Below are 22,067 nucleotides of genomic sequence, written 5' to 3' on the forward strand. Positions count from 1 at the left end.
CTCTATCGAGTCAATTCTTCGGAAAATCGCCGATCCTCGGTGCCAGACTGTGCCCATGGCCCCGAGCGACGGCTGGTACCTCTTCGGACCGCTGCTTGCCGTCGCTGTCGTGGGCCTGCTCGGCCTGGTCTTCTGGCGGCTCGGGCTGTCCTGGATCGAGCAGGCCGACGACCCGTACGGCGGCCTGGCGATCTTCTTCGACCCGGACGACTTCGGGCTGCTCTGCGCGGCCGCGGTCACCGACACCACGGACGAGGCCGACGACATCCGGATGCTGCTCGCCGACGCCGGCATCCGGTCGACGCTCGGCATGCGCCGCGACGGCCGGATCGCCGTGCTGGTCTTCGGCGAGGAGCTGGAAGCCGCGCGCCGGTTGATGCTCTGATCAGAAATCGAAGGTCGGCTCGGGTACGTCGGCCCGCTCCACCTCGACCCCGAGGGCGGCCAGGTCGTTCACGAAGTTCGGGTAGCCGCGGTCGATGTGGTGCACCTCGCCGACCTCGGTCACCCCGTCCGCGCACAGGCCGGCGATGACCAGGCCGGCGCCGGCCCGGATGTCGGTCGCCCGCACCGGCGCCCCGGAGAGCCGGGCCCGGCCGCGCACCACCGCGTGGTGGCCGTCGGTCCGGATGTCCGCGCCCAGCCGCACCATTTCGTTCACGAACATGAACCGGCCGTCGAAGATGTTCTCGGTGATCAGCGACGAGCCGTCGGACACCGCGGCCAGTCCCAGCGCCATCGGCAGCAGGTCGGTCGCGAAACCGGGGTACGGCAGCGTCACGATGTCCACGGCCTTCGGGCGGTCGGCCATCCGCACCCGGAACTGGTTGTCACCCGGTTCGACCGCCGCGCCCGCCGCCACCAGCTTGTCCAGCGCCACGGTCAGGAACTCGGGGCGCACACCCTGGACCGTCACGTCGCCCCGGGTCATGGCCGCGGCGAACGCCCAGGTGCCGCCGACGATCCGGTCGCCCACCGTGGTGTGCCGGACCGGCCGCAGCGCCTCGACACCCTCGATCTCCAGCGTCGAGGTGCCGGCGCCGGAGATCCGCGCGCCCATCGCGGTGAGCATCTCGCAGATGTCGACGATCTCGGGCTCGCGGGCCGCGTTGTCGATCTCGGTGACGCCCTTGGCCAGCACGGCCGCCATCAGCAGGTTCTCGGTCGCGCCGACGCTCGGGAAGTCGAGCCAGATCTTGGAGCCCTTGAGGCCGGCCGGCGCCGAGGCGATCACGAAGCCGTGCTCGCCGGAGATGTCGGCGCCCATCCGGGCCAGGCCGGAGACGTGCATGTCGAGGCCGCGGGAGCCGATCATGTCGCCGCCGGGCAGGGCCACCCGGACGTAGCCGCGGCGGGCCAGCAGTGGGCCCAGCACGCAGATCGAGGCGCGCAGCCGGCGCACCAGGTCGTAGTCGGCCTCGCTGCCCGGTTCGGCGGGCACGTCGATGGTCGCTGAGCTGAATTCTTCCTCGCCCGCGAGCGTCACCTGGCAGCCCAGCCGGCGCAGCACCTCGGCCATGATCGCGATGTCGGTGATCCGGGGGACGTTCTCGACCACGCTGCGGCCCTCGGCCAGCAGCGCCACCGCCATCAGCTTGAGCGCCGAGTTCTTCGCGCCGCCGACCCGCACGTCGCCGTTGAGCGGCGCACCGCCCTTGACCCTGATCACATCCACCCGCGCCATGGTAGGGGTGCCCGGCCGCCCGCGGTCCGTAGGGTTGGGGGATGGCCGTTCATCTGACCCGCATCTACACCCGTACCGGCGACGCCGGCGAGACCAGGCTGGGCAACAACGAGGTGGCCGCGAAGACCGACCCGCGGATCGTGGCCTACGCGGACACCGATGAGTGCAACGCCGCAGTCGGGGTGGCGCTGGCGCTGGGCAACCTCAAGCCCGATGTACGCGCGGTGCTGACCGCGGTGCAGAACGATCTGTTCGACGTGGGCGCCGACCTGTGCAATCCGATCGCCGACGACCCGCCGTACCCTCCGCTGCGCATCACCGAGGCGTACGTGACCCGGCTCGAGGGCTGGTGCGACGAATACCTGGAGGGACTGCCCGCGCTCGACTCGTTCATCCTGCCCGGCGGCACGCCCGGCGCGGCGCTGCTGCACGTGGCCCGCACGGTGGCGCGGCGGGCGGAACGCTCGGCCTGGGCGCTGCGGGCCGACGACCCGGACCGCACCGGCGACCTCCCGGCGAAATACCTGAACCGGCTCTCGGACCTGCTCTTCATCCTGTCCCGCACGGCCAACCCGGACGGCGACGTCAAATGGGTGCCGGGCGGTTCGGTGCGGTAAGGGCTAGCTCGGCGCCGGGCCGCCGTGATGACGCGGGATCAGCCGGCTGCTGCCGGGCGGCCCGGGCGGGCCGGCCTCGAGCCATGAGCTGAAGCCGGTGACCGTCGACTCGGCCATCGCGATCTCGACCGGCGAGTCGGGCGTGGTGCAGGCCAGGATGATCGAGTCGCCGGGAAGGATGAGCCGCTCGGGGCCCTCGGGCAGGCGGCGCGCGCCGACCGTGAGCGTGCGCCGGTTGAGCACCCGCTTGGGCCGGATCGAGAAGGTGAAGATGCGGTAGAAGCGCAGTTCGTCGCCGATGAACTGGCCGACGCCGGCGGACCAGCCACGACCGGGAACCATCGTGGTGACCCGGACCTGTAACCGGATGGTTCCGCCGCCGGCCATCAGCAGCCGGCGGCGGAAGAAGAGCAGGAGGAGCAGCGCGAGCAGCGCGGCGACGCAGATTCCGGCGATCTCCAGAATCCGCATCGCGAGGTCAGTGGGACTCGGGCTGAGCGGGCGACGCGCTCTCGGCCAGCACGGTCACACCGTCCGCGTCGATCGACAGGAAGCCGCCGGTCACGTCGTAGGTCAGCTGCTCGCCGCCGGCCAGCTTGACCCGCACCTGCGACGGCTCCTTGAGGAGGCCGAGCAGCGGGGCGTGGTTGGGCAGAACGCCGATCTCGCCCTCGGTGGTGCGCGCGACGAGCATCTCGGCCTCGCCGGACCAGATCTTCTCCTCGACGGCGACGACCTGGACGTGCAGCTGGTTGGCCACGAGGTCTCCTCAGCTCTGTAAAACTCAGTCGAGTGAAAGTCTAGGTGGTCAGGCCTTGTTGATGAATTCGGGGTGGTCCAACAGGAACGTGGCCACTGTCCCGTCCCGGATCGACGCGAAGAACGGATCGGCGGTGGACTGCAGGGCCTCGCCCTTGTACGACCCGTTGGTGATCACCGAACGGCCGGGCAGCTTGATCAGCGTCATGTTCGCGGGCCGGATGTTCTTCAGCGCCAGGCCCCAGTCGACCACCGAGTTGCCGTTGCCGTCGAAGATCAGCGACTTGCCGGCCGCCTGCAGCACCCGGTCGAGCGTGGCCGGGTTGCTCACCACGTCTTTGCTGAGCGCCTGCTGGGCCATCGCCTTGACGAACTGCTGCTGGTGGCGCTGACGGTCGTAGTCGCTGTTCTTGAGGCCGTAGCGCTGCCGGACGTAGTCCAGGGCCTCCCAGCCCTCCAGGTGGTAGGTGCCGGGCTTGTAGGTCTTCTGCGGGCCGATGTACGGGTGGTCGCAGTTCGACCTCGGGTTGCGGCACCGCTCCGAGCGCGGCCGCGCCGAGCCGTCCGGGGCCAGGTGTTCCGACTTCACGGTCTGGTCGATCGTCATGGTGACGCCGCCCATGGCGTCCACGATCTTCTTGAAGCCGCCGAAGTTGATGATCGCGCCGGCGTCGAAGTCCTTGATGCCGGTCAGCTTGCTCACGGTCTTGGCCAGCAGGCTGAAGCCCTGTGGCACGTCGTGCTTGCCGTTGCCGACCGAGCTGCCGTACGACATCGCGGCGTTGATCTTGGCGGTGCCGCCGCGGAAACCGGTCTTGGGGAACGCCGGGATGTCCACGATCAGGTCGCGGGGCACGCTGAACAGGTACGCCTGGTCCATGCTGGCCGGGATGTGCACCACAAGGATCGAGTCGGACAGCGGCGCCGTGGTGTCGTTGCGCGGGTCGATGCCGACCAGCAGGATGTTCAGCGGGCCCTTGATGTCGACCTTCTTGGGCGGCGCCGGGCCGTCGCCGGGCAGCAACTTACGACTCTCCACCGCCCCGGCCACCCGGGCGGCCAGCACCTGACTGGCCACGATCGTGCCGCCGCTGATCGCCATCAGGATGCAGCCGAAGATGGCGCACAGCCGCGCCCACAACGGCGCCTTCCTCTTGGGCTCAGCCACCAGTTCTCCTGCCATCCAGCGCTTGATACCCGCCAACACTAACCGCCGAACCTGAGCGGAAGGTGCACCCATGACCTGGTCAAACGACGTCGAACGGGGCAGGAAACGCAAACGCCGCGCCGGACCTGACGGTCCGGCGCGGCGTCGACGACTGGCTGAGGTCAGCCCTTCATCAGCTCGTGCGCGTTCTTCTCGAGGTCCTCGAGGCCACCGCACATGAAGAAGGCCTGCTCGGGGAAGTGGTCGTACTCCCCCTCGGAGATCTTCTTGAACGCCTCGATGGTCTCCTTCAGCGGAACCGTCGAGCCCGGCACGCCGGTGAACTGCTCGGCGGCGTACGTGTTCTGCGAGAGGAAGCGCTCGATGCGGCGAGCCCGCTGCACCGTGACCTTGTCCTCCTCGGAGAGCTCGTCCATGCCGAGGATGGCGATGATGTCCTGCAGGTCCTTGTACTTCTGCAGGATCCGCTGCACCTCACGGGCGACCGCGTAGTGCTCGGCGCCGACGTACTCCGGCGCCAGGATCCGCGAGCTGGAGGCCAGCGGGTCCACGGCCGGGTAGATGCCCTTGTCGGAGATCGACCGCTCGAGGTTCGTGGTCGCGTCCAGGTGGGCGAACGTGGTGGCCGGGGCCGGGTCGGTGTAGTCGTCGGCGGGCACGTAGATCGCCTGCAGCGAGGTGATCGCCTTGCCCCGGACCGACGTGATCCGCTCCTGCAGCTGGCCCATCTCGTCGGCCAGGGTGGGCTGGTAACCCACCGCGGACGGCATGCGGCCCAGCAGCGTGGACACCTCGGAGCCGGCCTGGGTGAACCGGAAGATGTTGTCGATGAAGAGCAGCACCTCCTGGTTCTGGACGTCCCGGAAGTACTCCGCCATCGTCAGGGCGCTCAGCGCGACCCGCAGCCGGGTGCCCGGCGGCTCGTCCATCTGACCGAAGACCAGGGCGGTCTTGTCGAGCACGCCACCCTCGTCCATCTCCAGGATGAGGTCGTTGCCCTCACGGGTGCGCTCGCCGACGCCGGCGAACACCGAGGTGCCGCCGAAGTTCCGGGCGACCCGGATGATCATCTCCTGGATGAGCACCGTCTTGCCCACGCCGGCGCCACCGAACAGGCCGATCTTGCCACCGCGCACGTACGGCGCGAGCAGGTCGAGCACCTTGATGCCGGTCTCCAGCATCTCGGTCTTCGGCTCGAGCGAGGCGAAGGGAGGCGGCTGGCGGTGGATCGGCCAGCGCTCCTGGATGTCCAGCGTCGACGGGTCGACGTTGAGCACCTCGCCCAGGGCGTTGAACACGTGCCCCTTGGTCACGTCGCCGACCGGCACCGAGATCGGCTCGCCGGTGTCCCGGACCTCGCTGCCGCGCACCATGCCGTCGGTGGGCTGCATCGAGATCGCCCGGACCAGGCTGTCACCCAGGTGCTGGGCGACCTCCAGGGTCAGGGTGCGGGTGCCCTCGGACAGCGTCACGTCCACGTGCAGGGCGTTGTAGATGTCGGGGATCTGGTCACGGGGGAACTCGGCGTCGACGACCGGGCCGATGACCCGGACGACGCGGCCGACGCCGGTCTCCGTCTTGGTGGGCTCAGCAACAGCAGTCATCACTCATCACTTCCCGCCGCGGCCAGCGCGTTGGCGCCGCCGACGATCTCACTGATTTCCTGGGTGATCGCAGCCTGCCGCGCGGAGTTCATCTCGCGCGTGTACCGCTTGAGCAGGTCGTCCGCGTTGTCGGACGCGCTCTTCATGGCCCGCCGGCGGGACGCCGACTCGCTGGCCGCCGAGTCGAGCAACGCCGCGTAGATCCGCGTGTTGAGGTACTTCGGCAGCAACGCGTCGAGCAGTTCCTCGGCCTCCGGCTCGAACTCGTAGGCCGGGCGCAGCCCGGGCTCGCGTTCGCGCTCCTCGACCTGCATCGGCGCCAGGAAATGCGCCTCCGAGGACTGGGTCATGAGCGACTTGAACCGGGTGCTGACGATGTGCAACTCGTCGACACCCTGGATGCCGTCCGGTCCGTGGCTCTCGCCGGTGTCGTCGGCGCCGGCCACAAAGGCCTCCAGCAGCGAGTCACCGACCTTCTTGGCGTCGTCGAACGTGGGCCGCTCGGAGAAGCCGGTCCAGCTCGCCGCGATGTCCCGGTTCCGGAACCGGTAGTAACCGGTGCCCTTGCGGCCGATCACGTACAGCGCCACGTCCTTGCCGTCCTCGCGCAGCCGGGAGATCAGCTGCTCGCAGGTGCGGATCGCGTTGGCGTTGTAGGCGCCGGCCAGGCCACGGTCGCTGGTGATCAGCAGGACGCCCGCCCGCCGCACGGTGTCGCGCGGCTTGAGCAGCGGGTTGTCGACCGACGCGTTGGACGCCAGGGCGGTGAGGACCTGGGTGATCGCCTCCGCGTACGGCTTGGAGGCGTTCACCCGCTCCTGCGCCTTGGCGATCCGGCTGGTGGCCACGAGCTCCTGCGCCTTGGCGATCTTCTTGGTCGACTTGACGGTGCGGATGCGCCGCCGCAGGGCCTGTACCTGACCGGCCATGGCTAGCTCTCGTCCTTGGCCGGCCGGACCTCGCGGGTCACGGTCTCGTGCGACTGCTCGCCCTCGAGCGGCGCGGCGTCCGGCTCGTTCAGCTTGACGCCGGTGTCGCCCTGCTTGAACAGGTCCTTGAACTCGTTGATGCCCGACTGGAGGCTCTCGACGTTGTCGTCGGAGAGCTGACCGGTCGACTCGATGCTGGTCAGCACGTCACTGCGGTGGCGCTTGAACCACTCGATCATCTCGCCCTCGAACCGGCGCACGTCGCCGACCGGGATGTCGTCGAGCTGACCGGTGGTGCCGGCCCAGATCACCAGGACCTCCTCGACCACCGAGTACGGCGAGTACTGGGGCTGCTTGAGCAGCTCGACCAGGCGCACGCCCTTCTCCAGCTGGGCCCGCGACGCCTTGTCCAGGTCGGAGGCGAAGGCCGAGAAGGCCTCCAGCTCACGGAACTGGGCCAGGTCGAGGCGGAGCCGGCCGGACACCGACCGCATGGCCTTGACCTGCGCCGAACCGCCCACCCGGGACACCGAGGTGCCCACGTTGATGGCCGGACGCACACCGGAGGCGAACAGGTCGCCCTCGAGGAAGATCTGGCCGTCGGTGATCGAGATGACGTTGGTCGGGATGTAGGCCGAGATGTCGCCGGCCTTGGTCTCGATGATCGGCAGGCCGGTCATCGAGCCGCCACCCAGGTCGTCGGAGAGCTTGGCGCAGCGCTCCAGCAGCCGGGAGTGCAGGTAGAAGACGTCGCCCGGGTACGCCTCACGGCCCGGCGGGCGGCGCAGCAGCAGCGACACGGCGCGGTAGGCCTCGGCCTGCTTGGTCAGGTCGTCGAAGACGATCAGGACGTGCTTGCCGTTGTACATCCAGTGCTGCCCGATGGAGGAGCCGGTGTACGGGGCGATGTACTTGTAACCGGCCGGGTCGGACGCCGGGGAGGCCACGATCGTCGTGTACTCCAGAGCGCCCTTCTCCTCCAGCGTCCCGCGGATGCTGGCGATGGTGGAGGCCTTCTGGCCGATGGCGACGTAGATGCAGCGGACCTGCTTCTCCGGGTCGCCGGACTCCCAGTTGGCGCGCTGGTTGATGATCGTGTCGAGCGCGACCGTGGTCTTACCGGTCTTGCGGTCGCCGATGATCAGCTGGCGCTGGCCCCGGCCGATCGGCGTCATGGCGTCGATCGCCTTGATGCCGGTCTGCAGGGGCTGCTTCACCGGCTGCCGCGCCATCACGTTCGGCGCCTGCAGCTCCAGCTCGCGGAAGCCCTCGTTCTCGATCTCGCCGCGGTCGTCGATCGGCTCGCCCAGGGCGTTGACGACGCGTCCCAGGTACGCGTCACCGACCGGCACGGAGAGGACGCGGCCGGTCCGCTTGACCTGCTGCCCCTCTTCGATGCCGGCGAACTCGCCCAGCACCACGACACCCATCTCGCGGATGTCGAGGTTCAGGGCCACACCCAGCGTGCCGTCCTCGAACTCGAGCAGTTCGTTCGCCATCGTCGAGGGCAGACCCTCGACATGAGCGATGCCGTCGCCCGCATCGGAGACGATGCCGACCTCCTCACGGGAGACCTCGGGCGTGTAGGACGAGACGTAGCGCTCTAGCGCCCCCCGGATCTCGTCCGAGGAGATGGTCAGCTCGGCCATCCTCTGCCTTCTCTAGTCAGCTCGGTACATCGGTCACCGAGGGGGCTGTCAAGAATCAGTTACTTGGCGAACGCCTGCTTCGCCTCGTTGAGGCGACGCAGGATCGTGCCGTCGTAAAGGTCGGAACCGACCTGGACGCTGACGCCGCCGATGACCCGCGGGTCAACGTCGACCTTCAGCGAGACCTGGCGGCCGTAGATTTCGGACAGTTTCGCGCCGAGGCGCTGTTCGTCGGCGTCGGTCAACGGCTTGGCGACGATCACGTACGCCACCTCGCGGTCCCGTTTCGCGGCCGTGAGCTCGACCAGCCGGGTCAGCGAGGCTTCGAAGCCCCGGCCACCGAAGCCCTCGAGCGCCTCTTGGATCAGCCGCACGGTGGCCGGCTGGGACTTGCTCTTGAGCAGGTCCTCCACCAGCTTAACCCGGCGGGAGGACGGCGCTCCGGGGTCACTGAGCGTGACCGAGAGCGCGGGGTTGCCCCGGACGATCTGGCCGAACCGGAACAGCTCGTCCTCGACGTCGGCCAGCTTCCCGGACTTGTCCGCGGCACCGAGCACCGCGTCCACGCCGAGCCGCTCGGTGGCGTTCAGCAGCTCACTCGGCCGCGACCAGCGGCCGGCGACCAGCACCGCGAGCGCGTCCACCGTGGTGGCCGACACCTTGCCACCGAGCAGCGAGACCAGCAGTTCGGCGCGGTCGCTACCCGGCCGGGCCGGGTCGGTCAGCGCACGCCGGAGCCGGGGCTCGCCGCGCAGCAACCCGGCCACCGACAGGATCTCGTCGGCGATCTGAGTACGCTGCGCGGCCGTGGCCTGGGCGGTGCCGACGGCGAGCTTCTCCTCCGCCGCACCGTAGGCCTCGCGGGTGGCCGTCGCCATCAGCGCCGCCCGCCCGTCGCGTCCAGGTCGGCGATGAAGCGGTCGACCGTGCCACGGCTGCGAGCCTCGTCGGCGAGCGACTCGCCGACGATCTTGCTGGCCAGGTCGACGGCCAGCGTGCCGACCTCGGAGCGCAGGTCGCGGACGATGCTCTCGCGCTGGGCGGCGAGCTGCTCGCGACCGGCCGCGATGATGCGGTCGGACTCCTCGCGAGCCTTGGCCAGGACGTCCTGACGGATGCCCTCGGCGTCGGCGCGCGCCTCGTCGCGGATGCGAGCCGCTTCGGTGCGGGCCTCGGTGAGCTGCGCGCGGTACTGCTCGAGCAGCTTGTTGGCCTCGGCCTGGGCCTCTTCGGCCCGCTTGATCCCGCCCTCGATCGCGTCGACCCGGGCACGGAAGGTCTCTTCCATCCGCGGGAAGACGAACTTCATCAGGACGAAGCAGATCAGCGCGAAGGCGATGGAGCCGAGAACGAGCTCCTGCCACAGCGGAACGATGGGGCTGTGCTTGACCTCGCCGCCCTCAGCGGCCAGGAAGATGAGTGATGACGGCATGGGCACCTCCTAACGAGGCAGGGATCAGAGCTCGCCGGCCCAGATGAAGCCGAACGCGATCGCCAGCAGAGCGAGAACCTCGACCACGGCGAAGCCGATCCAGAGGAACGGCTGCGTGATGCGGGCCGCCTCCGGCTGGCGGGCGGTCGACTGGATGTAAGCGGCGAAGACCAGGCCCACACCGATGCCGGGGCCGATGGCCGCGAGGCCGTAACCGATGGCGGCGGTGCTACCCACTACTTCGGCGAGAAGCGTCGAAGGCATTTCCGGGTTCCTCCTCGTATCTCGCATGAGGTCTCATGCGGGACGACAACGGGTGTTACAAGGGAAATCAGGGACCGAGGCGGCGGGTCAGTGCCCCTCGGCGAGCGAGCCTTGGATGTAGCTGGCGGTCAGGACCGTGAACACGTACGCCTGGAGCGCGATGATCGCGAAGTCCAGGAACGTCAGCGCGATCGTCATCAGCCAGCTCAGCACCGAGACCGGCGCGAGCAGCGCGTTCGAGTTGATCATCGCAAACCCGCCGAGGGTGAAGACCAGCAGCAGCATGTGGCCCGCGAACATGTTCGCGAAGAGCCGGACGGCCAGCGAGAACGGCCGCACGATGAAGTTCGAGAAGAACTCGATCGGCACCAGGATCGGCAGGATGAACCACGGCGCCGGCGGGACCAGCGCGATCTTCAGGTAGCCGACCCCGTGCTTCTTGAAGCCGAGGTAGATGAACAACACCCAGCTGATCAGGGCGAGAATGATCGGGAAGGCGATGTGCGAGTTCGGCGAGATCTGGAAGAACGGGATGATCCCCCAGAGGTTCATCATGAAGATGAAGCAGAACAGCGTGGCCAGGTAGGGCGCGAAACGGACGCCCTCCTTGCCGATCATGTCCACCGCGATGTTGTTCCGCACGAAGCCGTAGATCGACTCGGCGAGCCACTGCTTCTTGGACGGAACCAGCTGAGGCTTCCGATAGGCGACCATGAAGAAGATGATCAGAATGGCCACCGACAGCCACAGCATCAACGTGATCTTGGTGAACCACGTGTCCGCGTGCCCGCCCCAGGGGACGATGCTGGGCAGGTAGAAGTCCTCCACGCTGGGCGGGAACGGAACATCCGCCGCGAGGACAGTCAACGTCTGACCGGTCACCGAGAGCCCTTCCAGGTCAGGCGCCGAGCCGGCGCGCAATGAGGTAGACACCAGCGGCACCGCCGATCACCGCGCCGATACCCATCGCGATGCCCTTGGTGCCGAGCAGGTAGTGGTCCACCAGCCAGCCGATCCCACCCCAGACGAGCATCCCTCCGATGAGGTAACTGATCGCCGTCCAACCACCGCTCGAATTGATCGGGGGTGGGGCGTCATCCTTGGGAGGTTCGGAAGGGGGCTGCTGACCGGCCATGACGGGCGAACGATATCAGCCGGAAACAGGAGCCTAGCCAAGACCCCCCAGGCAACGTGATGTTGTCCGGGCGCGGGTCGGCGCTCAACTGGAGCGAGACAGTACTCCTGCCCGGCAAGCCGACGCCATGAGTGACGCGCATCTGTCACCAAAACGGGCGTGTGGTGTCCCCCGTTGGCCTGCCTAAACGCACAATTTCCGGATATCACGGCGTGCGTTGCCGAGCGATCCGGCTCAACCAGAAGACCTGCACGCCGGTCAGCAGCACGGCGCCGGCGGCGAGGCCCCACGCCATCGCTTCACCGCCCGGCCACCCGGAGTTCGCCACCGCGATCATGAGGAAGACGATCGCCGCGTACTTGACCACATAGGCGGTCAGACCGATCGGCATCACCAGCTGCGGCCGGATCGCGTCGGCCCAGGCGATCGCCAGCGTGGTCAGGCTCACGCCGGCGGTCACCACGAGCAGGCCGGCCGCGGCGCCCACCGCGGCCGTGGTCCCGCCGATCAGGAAGCCGGCGGACGCGGCGCAGAGCACCAGCGCGAACCCGACGGCCAGCACGAACGGCAGGTGCTCGATGCGCCAGCGCGGGTCCTCGGGCAGCGGCGGCAGGTCGGGCAGCGGACGATCGTCGTCCTCGTCGTGACCCAGGATCGTCTTGATCACCCCGGCATGCGCGCGCTGGGCCGGAACGGTCTCCTCGACGTCGAGGTCGCGGTCCTTCTCGGTCACGCGAACACCTCCTGCCTTCCGTAGGCGGGAAAGTGTCGCACGAGCTCGGCGACCTCACCGGAGACGTCGGCCTCGTCGCGTACCGCCGTGCCGATCAGACCGGCGATCCGCCGCATCTCGTCCTCCCGCATGCCCTGGGTGGTGACGCACGGCGTGCCCACCCGGATCCCGGAGGCCACGATCGGCCGCTCCGGGTCGTACGGGATCGCATTCTTGTTCAGGGTGATCCCGGCCCGGTCACAGCGTCCCTCGGCGGTGGAACCGCTCACCTTCAGCCCGCGTAGGTCGGTGAGGGCGAGGTGGGTGTCGGTGCCGCCGGTGACCGGGCGCATCCCCTCGGCCGCCAGGCCCTCGGCCAGCGCCCGCGCGTTGGCGACGACCTGGCCCGCGTACCGGGCGAAGGCGGGCTGGGCCGCCTCCCGCAGCGCGACCGCCTTGGCCGCGATGACGTGCATCATCGGGCCGCCCTGGCTGAACGGGAAGACCGCCTTGTCGATGCGCGGCGCGAGGGCGGCGCGGCAGAGGATCATGCCGCCGCGCGGGCCGTGCAGCACCTTGTGGGTGGTGCAGGTGACCACGTCGGCGTGCGGGACCGGGGACGGCACGGCCCGGCCGGCGACCAGCCCGATGAAGTGCGCCGCGTCGACCATCAGGTAGGCGCCCACCTCGTCGGCGATGGCGCGGAAGGCGGCGAAGTCGATCAGCCGCGGGTAGGCGGTGGCGCCGCAGATGATCAGAGCCGGCCGGTGGGCCAGGGCCAGCTCGCGGACCTCGTCGTAGTCGATCAGCTCGGTGTCCGGGCGGACCCGGTAGCCGACGTGGTGGAACCACTTGCCGGAGAAGTTGACCCGGCTGCCGTGCGTGAGGTGGCCGCCGTGCGGCAGGTCCATGGCGAGGACGGTGTCGCCGGGCTGGACCATGGCGGCGTACGCGGCCAGGTTGGCCGCCGTGCCGGAATGCGGCTGGAGGTTCGCGTGCTCCGCCCCGAAGAGCTCTCGCGCCCGGCGTACGCCCAGCTCCTCGGCCTGATCCACCTCATGGCAGCCGCCGTAGTAGCGCGCCCCGGGATAACCCTCGGCGTACTTGTTGGTCAGCGTCGAGCCGAGCGCGGCCAGCACGGCCGGGGACGTGAAGTTCTCGCTGGCGATCAGCTGGAGACCGGAACGCTGGCGGTCGAGCTCGCCCAGCACGATCGCGGCGACCTCGGGATCGGTGTGCGCGAGCATGTCGAAGTCGGGACCCCAGAACGTGTCCATACCCGCTCCTTCGGACGGCCTCGCTGCCTGCTCGCAGCATATGGGTTAGTTCGTGAGCACGCGGGCACAGTGCGGTTATGCGTTGTCTGGTCACCGGCGCCACCGGCTACATCGGCGGGCGCCTGGCGCCTCGCCTGGTCGTCGAGGGCCATGAGGTTCGTTGTCTGTCACGGAGCGCGGCCCGGCTCCGGGACGTGCCCTGGGCGTCCGACGTCGAGGTCGTTGAGGGCGATTTATCCGATCCGAGCACGCTGCCGGCCGCGTTCGAGGGCATCGAGGTCGCCTACTTCCTGATGCACTCGCTCGGCAAGCCCGACTTCGAGCGGCGCGACCGGGAGGCGGCCCGCAACTTCGCCGAGGCGGCCGACCGGGCCGGCGTACGCCGGATCGTCTATCTCGGCGGCCCCCAGCCCCCGGCCGACGGCACCCAGTCGGCCCACCTGCGCTCCCGGGCCGAGGTCGCCCAGATCCTGCTGGACGGCCCGGTCCCGACCGCGGTGCTGCGCGCCCCGGTGATCATCGGCTCCGGCTCGGCGTCCTTCGAGATGTTGCGCTACCTGACCGAGCGGCTGCCGGTGATGGTCACCCCGCGCTGGGTGCGCAACCGGATCCAGCCGATCGCGGTCCGCGACGTGCTGCGCTACCTGATCGGCTGCGCCGGCCTGCCGCCCGACGTGAACCGGGGCCTCGACATCGGCGGCCCCGACGTGCTGACCTACCTGGAGATGATGCAGCGGTACGCCCGGGTCGCGGGACTGCCCCGGCGCCGGGTCAAGCCGCTGCGCCCGCTCACCCCCCTGGCTGTCCGCGCACTGGGTCGGGCTGGTCACCCCGGTGCCCAGCGCGATCGCCCGGCCGCTGGTGGGCAGCCTGATCCACGAGGCGTTCGCCCACGAGCAGGACATCCTCGAGTACGTGCCGGGCGAGACGCTGAGCTTCGACGAGGCCGTCCGCCGGGCCCTGGGCAAGATCCGCGACGCCGAGGTGGAGAGCCGCTGGTCGACCGCGTCCGGGCTGGACCCGGTGGCCGAGCCGCTGCCCAGCGACCCGGACTGGTCCGGCGGCACGCTGCATCAGGACAAGCGGGCCGGCCGGGTGAACGCTCCGGCCGCCTCGCTGTGGCGGGTGATCGAGGGGATCGGCGGCGACAACGGCTGGCACTCGATCCCGCTGGCCTGGTCGGTGCGCGGCTGGGCCGACCGGCTGGCCGGCGGGGTGGGCCTGCGCCGGGGCCGCCGGGACCGGGATCGGCTCCAGGTCGGCGAGGCGCTGGACTGGTGGCGGGTGGAGGAGATCCGCCCGGGCGAGCTGTTGCTGCTGCGCGCCGAGATGCGGGTGCCGGGGCGGGCCTGGCTCGAGATGCGGGCCGTGCCGGACGGGCCGGACCGCAGCATCTACCTGCAGCGGGCCATCTTCCTGCCGCGCGGGCTGGCCGGGCAGGTCTACTGGGCGGCGATCCTGCCGTTCCACGGCCTGGTCTTCGGCGCCATGGTCCGCAACATCGCCCGGGCCGCTAGCGCGCCGCCGCGCGATTCAGACGATCATGTACGGCCAGCCACTCCTCGGTCGCCGGCGGCCTCTGGACGATGATCGTGGCGACGCCCCGGTCGTCGAGCCGGTGCAGCGCCGCGTAGAGGTCGGCGGCGTACTCAGCCGGGTCGTGGCCCAGGACCTCCGCGCCCTCGACGTCGTCCAGGGTCACCAGGCCGGACGTTCGTTCCCGCTCGGGGATCGTGTCGGCGAGAACAAGCCGCGCGCGCGGCGCGTAGTGCCGCTTGCTCATCCCCGGCGAGGGCCGGGCGCTACCGTCCGCGACCTGCTCCGACGGCAACGCGACCCGGCCGATCACCTCGCGGATCGCCCGCAGGCTCAGCGCTCCGGGCCGCAGCAGCCGGGGCGCGCCGGCGGCCACGTCCAGCACGGTCGACTCGATGCCCCACCGGCAGGGGCCACCGTCAAGCACCAGCGGCACGTCCGGCAGGCCGCGCACCACGTGCTCGGCGGTGGTCGGCGACAGCCCCTCCGACCGGTTCGCGCTGGGCGCGGCGAGCGGCAGGCCGGTCGCTTCGAGCAGGCGCAGGGCCACCTCGTGGGCCGGCACCCGGATGGCGATCGTGTCATTGGCGGCGCCGGCCACGGTCAGGTGCGGCGCGCGGCGGACCACCAGGGTCAGCGGGCCGGGCCAGAACCGGGCGGCCAGGTCGTCGGCCACGTCCGGCCACTCCGCGGCCAGCTTGCGCGCCTCGGCGACGCCGGCCACGTGCACGATCAGCGGGTTCCAGGACGGGCGGTTCTTCAGGCGGTAGATCTCGGCCACCGCCTTCTCGGAGAAGGCATGCGCGCCCAGGCCGTACACGGTCTCGGTCGGGAAGGCGACCACCGAGTCGGCGCGCAGCAGGTCGGCGGCCCGGCGCAGCCCGGCCTCGTCGGGCGGGACGACGGTCACGGGAGCAGCAGCGTGGCGAACGGGACGGTGGTGTCCTCGATCTCGTCGCCGACCCGCTGGAAGGTCTGGTCGCCGCGGCCCCACGGGTCGTCCAGATCGTCGCTGGGCAGGGCTTCCTTGTCATCGCGCAGGGCGTGTGCCGCCTCCACGATGGCCACGCCCCGCGCGTGCACGGCATCGGGGGCGTCGGACGAGGCCGGCGGCAGGCCGGTCGCGTCGATCGAGGCCAGCATGCGCCCGAACTCGCCGAGCACGAAGGTGCGGCCGGCGGCGTCGGGGCGCAGCGCCACCACGTAGTCGTACTGGTCGGCGGTGGCGGTCAGGATCAGGTCGGCGTCGTCCAGGAAGTCGCCGCGCAGCTTGCGGGCGGCGAAGCCCTCGGGCGTGCCGTTGCGGGCGCGCACCTGTCGAGCCGCCGGCGGGTTCATCTCTTCGCCCTCGTGCCAGCCCCCGGTGCCGGCGCTCACGCTGCGCACCAGGTCACCCGCCTGCGGAGCGCGGTCGCGGACCGCCCGGTCGAGCAACCGCTCGGCCATCGGCGACCGGCAGATGTTGCCCATGCAGACATGCAGGACGGTGAAGGGCGCCACGGTCAGGCCTCCGCGGCGGCAATGTCCGGCACCACGTCGCGCAGCTTCTCCCACGGGATCGAGCCGACCCGCATCACCCGGGGCACGTCACCGGTGACGTCGACGACCGTGCTCGGCGCCGGGTCGGCCGCCTGGCCGGCCTCGAGATAGACGCGTACGGAGTATTCGAGCTGTTCGCGAGCCTCTTCGGCGGTGACCGGGGCGCCGGCCCCGACCTTGTTGGCCGTGGTGACCGCCATCGGGCCGACCTCACGCAGCACCTCGAGCGCGACCGGGTGCAGCGGCATCCGCACGGCCACCACGCCGTCGGTCTCGCCCAGGTCCCACTGCAGGCTCGGCGAGTGTTCGACCAGGATGGTCAGCGCGCCCGGCCAGAACGCGTCGGCCAGCTCACGCGCGGCCTTGGGCAGCGAGTAGACCAGGCCGTCCAGGGTGTGCCGCGAGCCGACCAGCACCGGGGGCGCCACCTGCTGGTCCATGCCCCGGGCGCTGTGCAGGGCGCGGACGGCGTGTGGGGTGAACGCGTCGGCCCCGATGCCGTAGACCGTGTCGGTGGGGAAAACGACCAGCTCACCGCTCTTGGCGGCATCGACGGCGGCGGCGATCCCGCGATCGCGGTCGGCCACGGTCCGGCAGTCGTAGAGCATCACGAGGTGCAGTCTGCCATGGCCACCTGATCACCCTGTCGGCTCCACCACACCGCGATGCCGCGCGGTCACCTTCGCCGGGCGGTGGCGAAGCGCGGGCGGCCGGTCAGGTCACGGTGTTCGGTGACGTCGGTGAACCGCCCGTCGGCGCGGAGCAGGCCGGGCACCGCCGAGCCCTGGGTGTCGTCGTGCTCGAGGCCGAGCGCTCCGCCCGTACCCAGCAGCCGGGCCGCCAGCGCGATCACCGGGCGGATCACCGCCAGGCCGTCACCACCGCCGAAGACCGCCTCGAGCGGGTCGTGCACGATCACCTCGGCGGGCACCCGGGTGCCGTCCGGCACGTACGGCGGGTTGCACAGCAGCACGTCCACCGCCCCGTCGAGCTCGCGCAGCAGCGCCGGGTCGGTCACGTCGGCCTCGATCACCTCGACCGCGTCCCCGGCGTTGCGCCGCAGCCAGACCAGGGCCTCCGGCGACCGCTCGACCGCGATCACCCGGCCCGCCTGCGTCTCGTCGGCCACCGCGCAGGCGATCGCGCCGCTGCCGCTGCACAGGTCGACCACGGTCGCGCCCGGCGCGGTGTGCTCGATCCCCCAGCCGGCCAGCAGCTCGGTCTCCGGGCGCGGGATGAAGACGCCGGGACCGACGGCCAGCTCGAGGTGGCGGAAGGCGGCCGAGCCGATCAGGTGTTGCAACGGGACCCGCTGGGCGCGGCGGGCGATCAGCTCGTCGAGACGCCCGGCCTCGTCCGCCCGGACCGTGTCGACGAGGGCCAGCCGGCCGCGTCCGATCCCGAGCACGTGGGCGGCGAGGAGTTCGGCATCCGTACGCGGACTGGCCACCCCGGCATCGACCAGCGAAGATGTAGCCCGTCTGAGAATCGGTGCGAGCGGTGTCCGGTCCATGCCGGGCGAGGGGTGTTCGTCTCGCGGTGTCACGGCATAATCATGGAACGTCGCGTATGACGCTGAGCGGCCGGGGAGGCGCCTGGTGAGTTGGTTGGACCAGCTCGCGGATCATGTCGGGGAATTGCGGGAGGCCGGGCGTCTGCAGCAGGGTGGCAAGTCAGCCAAGGCTCTTCCGATCCTCGACCGTGTGCTGGACGCCACGACCGATCCGACGACCCGGGCGTACGCGCTGATCCAGCGCTTCGGCGCCCTGATCAACCTGGGCCGGGTGGCCGAGTTCGCCTCGGCCATGACGGCCGCGGCCCAGGCCGTCCGTGAGGTCCCCGACCCCTATCTGCGCGGCCAGATGCATGCCTTCGCCGCGCTCGCGGCCCATCTGCAGAGCGCGCTCGACCGTGGCGTGACCCATCTGGTGCAGGCGTCCCGGGCGCTGGCCGCGGTCACCGACGGCGACACCGAGACCGCCTGGGGCTGGCACGACCTGGCCATGGCGTACTCGTACCTCGGCTTCCACGGCCACGCGCTGACCGCGATCGAGCAGGCTCGCGAGGTGGGCGCCGCGGCCGGCCTGGCCCCCGAGGTGTTCGCGGCGCCCGGCATCCGGCTGCGCAACGCGGTCTCCCTCGACCACCACGGCGACACCGACGGCTGCCTGCGGGTGCTGCGCGACATCGACGCCGAGCTGACCCGATACGTGGCGACCGGGGCCGACGCCAAACTGCGGCCACACAGCCGGGCGGTGTACGGCTACGCCCTGGCCCGCCGGGCCGCGCTGGGCGAGCGCACCGAGACCGACGCGACCAGCTGGCTGTCCCGGGGCGGCGACAGCGCCCGCACCCGCGACCTGCGCCACCTCGGCGGCGTCTGCCTGACCATCGCCGACGGCAAGCCGGCCGAGGCGCTGGCCCAGCTCGACGCCGTCCCGGTGGCGGCCGACGTGCTCGGCGCCGCGGAACCGGCCCGGCTGCGCAGCATCTGCTACACCGCGGCCGGCGACCACGCGGCCGCGCACGCCGCCGACCGGCACGCGTTCCGGCTGGCCGCCCAGCGCATCGACCGGCTCCGCGACGGCTACCTGGACGGCGTGGCCGCCCGGATCGACGCCCAGCGGGTCGAGCCGCGCGACCACGGCCGGTACGGCGACGAGACGCTCACCGACCCGCTCACCGGCCTGCCCAACCGCCGGCAGCTCGAGCGCTACATCACCGGCATGCTGTCCCGGGGCGAACGGGCCGCGGTCGGCGTCTGTGACCTGGTCGGGTTCAGCGAGGTCAACTCCCGGCACGGCCGCCAGCGCGGAGATCTCGTCCTGCAGCGGATCGCCGGGGTGTTGAATCGGGTCATGCGGCGCGGTGATTTCGTGGCCCGGTTCGCCGGTGACGAGTTCGTGGTGGTGCTCCCGGGCGCCGGCCCGGCCCAGGCGGCCGAGGTGTCCCGACGGATCAGCGCGGCCACCGCGGCCGAGAACTGGCAGACCATCGTGCCCGGAACGCCGATCGGCATGGCGGCGGGCTGGTCCGAGGTCGGCGTGAACGGCCGCACCCTGGCCGCGGCGCTGGCGGCAGCAGCGGCGAACCGGATCCCGGCCGTTCCGGCATGAGCGCCCGCACCGACCGGCGCTCGCTCGCGCGTGTCCACGGGCTCGCCGACGAGGGCCAGAAGGGCATGCCAAGGTGAGCAGAGCATGACGGTGATCGAGCTCGGCGAGGTCTCCACGAGCAGTGCCGGCCCGGCGCCCGCCCGCCCGTTCCACCCGCGTGATCTGCGCCGGGGCCTGGTCGCCGTGATCGCCCTGCTCACCGTGCTCGGGGTGACCGGCTCGTCCCGGCCCGAGCCGCGAGGCCTGCGGACCTCGTGGCGGATCCCGGCCACGCAGGAGCCGTTCACGGTGCAGGGCGACACCCTCTACGTGCAGCGGTCCTTCACCCCGCAGTTCCCCAGCACCGCGCTGCCCGGCACCAAACCACGCGGCCCCGAGGACCAGCGGCCGACGCTCGAGGCGCGGGCGATGGCCGACGGCAAGCTGCGGTGGAAGGTCGCGCTCGAGGAGGCGGGCGGCGGCTCGGTCGACGCCGGTGTTCCGGGCCTGGTGATGGTGCCCCAGCCGGAACAGCAGGCGGACGGCAGCAACCCGACGCGCAGCGTCATCGCGCTGGACGCGGCCACCGGCCGGGAACGCTGGCGGCATCGCGGCGAGCCGTACGGCCGGATCGGCGCCGACCGGACGCTGCTGGTCGAGTGGGGCGCCCGCGGCGGCTCGATCCTGCGACTGCACATGGTGCGCGTGGCCGACGGCGCGACGCTGTGGTCGTACACCCCCGAAGAGGCCGCCTTCGTCAGCACCACGACCCTCATCGGTGGCACCCCGGACGAGCCGGCCGAGATCCTGATGGTCGACCGGATCGGCGGCGTCGAGGTCCACAGCCTGGCCGACGGCAAGGTCGTGCGGACCGGCAAGCTGCCGTGGCTCCCGGCCGACCCCGGCGACGACGCGTACGCGTACCTGATGGTCTTCGGTGACGTCCTGATCGCGGTCACCGTGGAGAACGGGGCCATGAACGTCTCCGCCCACGACGTGGCCACGCTGCGCCCGCGGTGGAGCCAGTTCACCGAGAACACCCAGCTCGGCGGCATCTTCGACTGCCTCGGGCTGATCTGCCGCGGCTCCTCGCGGCTGGGCATGGAGGCGCTCGACCCGCACACCGGCCGCCCGACGTGGCGCAGCGACGGCTGGGACTACGGCCACCCGCTGAGCGACACCCGGATGTTCGTCGAGTCGCACGACGGCGGCGGCAACGGCGTCCTCGACATCCGCACCGGCCGGCTGGTGGCCCGGTTCCCGGCCGGCATGGTCGTGACCGACCAGCAGACCGGCGGCCTGGTGCTGCTCGGCTTCACCAGGGAGCAGCCGACCCGGATGACCGTCAACGTCCTCCAGCCGGACAACACGCTGCGGCTGGCCGGCGCGCTGCCACCGTTCGGCGAGCAGGGCTGCCAGATGTCCGGCTCACGCCTGGTCTGCCTGAACCGTCGCGATCAGGGCGCGAACCCCGACCCGGCCCTGGTCCTCGCCGACCCGGCCAATCAGGAGATCGTGGTCACTGACGTCGGCTGATGTCGGCGTCCCCGGCCAGCCGGGCCTGCCGGTCGGCCTCGGCCAGCGCGTCCAGCACGCCGTCCAGGTCGCCGTTGAGGGCCAGATCGAGGTTGTACGCGGAGTAGCCGATCCGGTGGTCGGTGATGCGGTTCTGCGGGTAGTTGTAGGTGCGGATGCGCTCGGAGCGGTCGACCGTACGCACCTGGGCCTTGCGCGCGTCCGACGCCGCCGCGTCCGCCTGCTCCTGCGCCGCGGCCAGCATCCGGGCCCGCAGGATGCGCATCGCCGACTCGCGGTTCTGCAGCTGGCTCTTCTCGTTCTGGCAGCTCACCACGATGCCGGTGGGCAGGTGGGTGATCCGGACGGCGGAGTCGGTGGTGTTCACCGACTGGCCGCCCGGACCGGACGAACGGAACACATCGACCCGGATGTCCCCCGGTTCGATCTGCACGTCAACATCCTCGGCCTCGGGCAGCACCAGCACGCCGGCCGCGCTGGTGTGGATCCGGCCCTGCGACTCGGTGACCGGGACCCGCTGCACCCGGTGCACGCCGCCCTCCCACTTGAGCCGGGACCAGACGCCGTGGCCGCCCGCGGGCACACCCTTGGTCTTCACGGCCACCGAGATGTCCTTGACCCCGCCCAGGTCCGACTCCTGCGAGTCGATCACCTCGACGGTCCAGCCGTGGCGCTCGGCGTACCGGGTGTACATGCGCAGCAGGTCACCGGCGAACAGCGCGGATTCCTGGCCGCCCTCGCCGGCCTTGATCTCGACGATCACGTCCTTGGCGTCGTGCGGGTCGCGCGGGGCGAGCATCTCGCCGAGCTTCTCCTCCAGCGGCTGGAGCATGGCGGCGACCGCCTCGACCTCACTGGCGAAGCTCGGGTCCTCGGCCGCCAGTTCCTTGGCGGCGGCCAGGTCGGCACGGGCCGCCTCGAGCTCGAGGTGGGCGGTGTTCAGCGGCGCCAGCTCGGCGAAGCGGCGCCCGACCCGGCGGACCAGGGCCTGGTCGGCGTGGATGGAGGGATCCTCCATCTGCTTCTCGAGGTTCTTGTATTCCTCTAGCAGGCTGGACAACCGGTCGTTGCTCACGGTGCTCTCCCGGGTCGGTGAAGAACGCAAACGGCGCCCGACCCCGGATCTCCGGG

The 22,067-nt window shown here is 70.8% G+C and carries 23 protein-coding genes and 1 pseudogene; 5 read left to right on the top strand and 19 right to left on the bottom strand.

The window, feature by feature from the left end:
• Positions 1-55: 55 nt before the first annotated feature.
• Positions 56-385, top strand: coding sequence for a hypothetical protein (locus tag AB0M54_RS00690; protein ID WP_364314912.1), 330 nt, complete (start codon positions 56-58; stop codon positions 383-385).
• Here AB0M54_RS00690 and murA read toward each other — a convergent pair whose 3' ends face one another.
• On the bottom strand, positions 386-1,684 hold the full coding sequence (murA, locus tag AB0M54_RS00695; RefSeq protein WP_364468361.1) for a UDP-N-acetylglucosamine 1-carboxyvinyltransferase: 1,299 nt from the start codon (positions 1,682-1,684) through the stop codon (positions 386-388). It lies immediately after the preceding gene.
• Positions 1,685-1,725: 41 nt separating this feature from the next.
• Between murA and AB0M54_RS00700 the strand changes: the two genes are divergently transcribed.
• Entirely contained in the window at positions 1,726-2,301 is a 576-nt protein-coding gene (locus tag AB0M54_RS00700; protein ID WP_364314908.1) for a cob(I)yrinic acid a,c-diamide adenosyltransferase, read from the top strand.
• Positions 2,302-2,304: 3 nt separating this feature from the next.
• Here the strand turns inward: AB0M54_RS00700 and AB0M54_RS00705 are convergent, their stop codons facing one another.
• The 13 genes from AB0M54_RS00705 to glyA all read right to left on the bottom strand — a co-directional run bounded on the left by AB0M54_RS00705 (position 2,305) and on the right by glyA (position 13,230).
• Positions 2,305-2,772: a DUF2550 domain-containing protein gene (locus AB0M54_RS00705; RefSeq protein WP_364314905.1), complete on the bottom strand. Its 468-nt coding sequence runs from the start codon at positions 2,770-2,772 to the stop codon at positions 2,305-2,307.
• A gap of 7 nt (positions 2,773-2,779) precedes the next feature.
• On the bottom strand, positions 2,780-3,061 hold the full coding sequence (locus AB0M54_RS00710; protein ID WP_364314903.1) for a F0F1 ATP synthase subunit epsilon: 282 nt from the start codon (positions 3,059-3,061) through the stop codon (positions 2,780-2,782).
• A 48-nt stretch (positions 3,062-3,109) separates the two neighbouring features.
• Positions 3,110-4,243 carry an LCP family protein gene (locus tag AB0M54_RS00715; RefSeq protein ID WP_364468363.1) on the bottom strand — a complete coding sequence of 378 codons (1,134 nt, stop codon included), beginning with the start codon at positions 4,241-4,243 and terminating at the stop codon, positions 3,110-3,112.
• A 146-nt stretch (positions 4,244-4,389) separates the two neighbouring features.
• On the bottom strand, positions 4,390-5,835 hold the full coding sequence (gene atpD / locus AB0M54_RS00720) for a F0F1 ATP synthase subunit beta (protein ID WP_364314898.1): 1,446 nt from the start codon (positions 5,833-5,835) through the stop codon (positions 4,390-4,392).
• On the bottom strand, positions 5,832-6,761 hold the full coding sequence (locus AB0M54_RS00725; protein WP_364314895.1) for a F0F1 ATP synthase subunit gamma: 930 nt from the start codon (positions 6,759-6,761) through the stop codon (positions 5,832-5,834). The genes atpD and AB0M54_RS00725 overlap by 4 nt, the downstream gene beginning before the upstream one ends.
• 2 nt (positions 6,762-6,763) lie before the next feature.
• Positions 6,764-8,410 (bottom strand): F0F1 ATP synthase subunit alpha, encoded by a 1,647-nt coding sequence (atpA, locus tag AB0M54_RS00730; protein ID WP_364468365.1) that lies wholly within the window; start codon positions 8,408-8,410, stop codon positions 6,764-6,766.
• A gap of 59 nt (positions 8,411-8,469) precedes the next feature.
• A complete protein-coding gene (locus AB0M54_RS00735) occupies positions 8,470-9,288 on the bottom strand; it encodes a F0F1 ATP synthase subunit delta (protein WP_364468367.1) in 819 nt (272 codons plus the stop codon).
• Positions 9,288-9,842: a F0F1 ATP synthase subunit B gene (locus AB0M54_RS00740; RefSeq protein WP_364314886.1), complete on the bottom strand. Its 555-nt coding sequence runs from the start codon at positions 9,840-9,842 to the stop codon at positions 9,288-9,290. The genes AB0M54_RS00735 and AB0M54_RS00740 overlap by 1 nt, the downstream gene beginning before the upstream one ends.
• 24 nt (positions 9,843-9,866) lie before the next feature.
• Entirely contained in the window at positions 9,867-10,106 is a 240-nt protein-coding gene (locus tag AB0M54_RS00745) for an ATP synthase F0 subunit C (protein WP_364314885.1), read from the bottom strand.
• 87 nt (positions 10,107-10,193) lie between these two features.
• Positions 10,194-10,988: a F0F1 ATP synthase subunit A gene (gene atpB / locus AB0M54_RS00750; protein ID WP_364317102.1), complete on the bottom strand. Its 795-nt coding sequence runs from the start codon at positions 10,986-10,988 to the stop codon at positions 10,194-10,196.
• A 16-nt stretch (positions 10,989-11,004) separates the two neighbouring features.
• Positions 11,005-11,241 carry a hypothetical protein gene (locus tag AB0M54_RS00755; RefSeq protein WP_364314883.1) on the bottom strand — a complete coding sequence of 79 codons (237 nt, stop codon included), beginning with the start codon at positions 11,239-11,241 and terminating at the stop codon, positions 11,005-11,007.
• A 205-nt stretch (positions 11,242-11,446) separates the two neighbouring features.
• Positions 11,447-11,974: a hypothetical protein gene (locus AB0M54_RS00760; RefSeq protein WP_364314880.1), complete on the bottom strand. Its 528-nt coding sequence runs from the start codon at positions 11,972-11,974 to the stop codon at positions 11,447-11,449.
• Positions 11,971-13,230, bottom strand: coding sequence for a serine hydroxymethyltransferase (gene glyA, locus AB0M54_RS00765; RefSeq protein WP_364468369.1), 1,260 nt, complete (start codon positions 13,228-13,230; stop codon positions 11,971-11,973). Before glyA ends, AB0M54_RS00760 begins: the two co-directional genes overlap by 4 nt.
• A 77-nt stretch (positions 13,231-13,307) precedes the next feature.
• Between glyA and AB0M54_RS00770 the strand changes: the two are divergent.
• A pseudogene (locus AB0M54_RS00770) lies at positions 13,308-14,820 on the top strand (SDR family oxidoreductase).
• On the opposite strand, the gene AB0M54_RS00775 reads toward AB0M54_RS00770, so the two are convergent.
• From AB0M54_RS00775 to prmC, 4 genes are all read right to left on the bottom strand, one after another.
• A complete protein-coding gene (locus AB0M54_RS00775) occupies positions 14,744-15,676 on the bottom strand; it encodes an L-threonylcarbamoyladenylate synthase (protein WP_364468371.1) in 933 nt (310 codons plus the stop codon). The pseudogene AB0M54_RS00770 and the gene AB0M54_RS00775 overlap by 77 nt on opposite strands.
• The gene (locus AB0M54_RS00780; protein ID WP_364468373.1) at positions 15,673-16,266 is read right to left on the bottom strand and encodes a phosphotyrosine protein phosphatase; all 594 of its coding nucleotides are present in this window, start codon (positions 16,264-16,266) and stop codon (positions 15,673-15,675) included. The genes AB0M54_RS00775 and AB0M54_RS00780 overlap by 4 nt, the downstream gene beginning before the upstream one ends.
• A 2-nt stretch (positions 16,267-16,268) precedes the next feature.
• Positions 16,269-16,913: an L-threonylcarbamoyladenylate synthase gene (locus AB0M54_RS00785; protein WP_364317099.1), complete on the bottom strand. Its 645-nt coding sequence runs from the start codon at positions 16,911-16,913 to the stop codon at positions 16,269-16,271.
• A 68-nt stretch (positions 16,914-16,981) separates the two neighbouring features.
• Positions 16,982-17,818 (bottom strand): peptide chain release factor N(5)-glutamine methyltransferase, encoded by an 837-nt coding sequence (gene prmC / locus AB0M54_RS00790; protein ID WP_364469158.1) that lies wholly within the window; start codon positions 17,816-17,818, stop codon positions 16,982-16,984.
• Positions 17,819-17,903: 85 nt separating this feature from the next.
• Between prmC and AB0M54_RS00795 the strand changes: the two genes are divergently transcribed.
• Both AB0M54_RS00795 and AB0M54_RS00800 read left to right on the top strand, forming a co-directional pair.
• Positions 17,904-19,421: a GGDEF domain-containing protein gene (locus AB0M54_RS00795; protein ID WP_364314868.1), complete on the top strand. Its 1,518-nt coding sequence runs from the start codon at positions 17,904-17,906 to the stop codon at positions 19,419-19,421.
• A gap of 84 nt (positions 19,422-19,505) precedes the next feature.
• Entirely contained in the window at positions 19,506-20,936 is a 1,431-nt protein-coding gene (locus tag AB0M54_RS00800) for a PQQ-binding-like beta-propeller repeat protein (RefSeq protein WP_364314866.1), read from the top strand.
• Here AB0M54_RS00800 and prfA read toward each other — a convergent pair.
• Positions 20,920-22,011: a peptide chain release factor 1 gene (prfA, locus tag AB0M54_RS00805; RefSeq protein WP_364314863.1), complete on the bottom strand. Its 1,092-nt coding sequence runs from the start codon at positions 22,009-22,011 to the stop codon at positions 20,920-20,922. The two genes, AB0M54_RS00800 and prfA, sit on opposite strands and share 17 nt — an antisense overlap.
• Between the last annotated feature and the right edge of the window lie 56 nt (positions 22,012-22,067).

The sequence above is a fragment of the Actinoplanes sp. NPDC051470 genome (assembly GCF_040682035.1).
In the GTDB taxonomy this organism is placed as follows: Bacteria; Actinomycetota; Actinomycetes; order Mycobacteriales; family Micromonosporaceae; genus Actinoplanes.